1 protein-coding gene is annotated in these 437 nt (G+C 69.1%); it reads right to left on the reverse strand.

Features of this window, described 5'->3' with window-relative positions; genetic code table 11:
• Nucleotides 1-437: extracellular solute-binding protein (locus TN53_RS42470; protein WP_046264261.1), on the reverse strand; the 437-nt coding region annotated here is incomplete at both ends.

The following is a 437-nucleotide window of genomic DNA, read 5'->3' on the forward strand; positions in this document are numbered from 1 at the left end:
ACGTAGGACAGCGTGGGGTCGGTGTCGTAGAGGTTGTCGCCGCTGGTCAGGCAGGTGACCAGCTTCTGCGAGGGGGCGTAGCGGCCGCTGTCGTCCTGCACCGGGAGGGTAACGAACTCACCGCCGGTGGGGGCCGCCGCGCTGCCGCCCGTGCTGGCGGGGATGGGCAGGACGCCGAAGTCGAAGCCGGCCTTCTTGGCGCCCGCGAGCTGCCAGGTGCCGTTCTCGGCGAAGGCGTAGTCGCCGGTCGAGAACTCCTGCCAGCTGGTGGTCTGGGTGTTGTTGAGGACGGAGTTGGGGGCGTAGCCGTCCGACAGCCAGTCCTTCCAGAGCGTCAGTGCCGACACGGCCTGTGCGGAGTCGAGTTCGGTGAGCTTGGCGCCCGAGCCCCAGAACCAGGGCAGGAACTGGAAGCTGCCCTCCTCGGTGCCGATGGC

Source organism: Streptomyces sp. WM6386 (assembly GCF_000972385.1).
Taxonomy (GTDB): Bacteria; Actinomycetota; Actinomycetes; order Streptomycetales; family Streptomycetaceae; genus Streptomyces.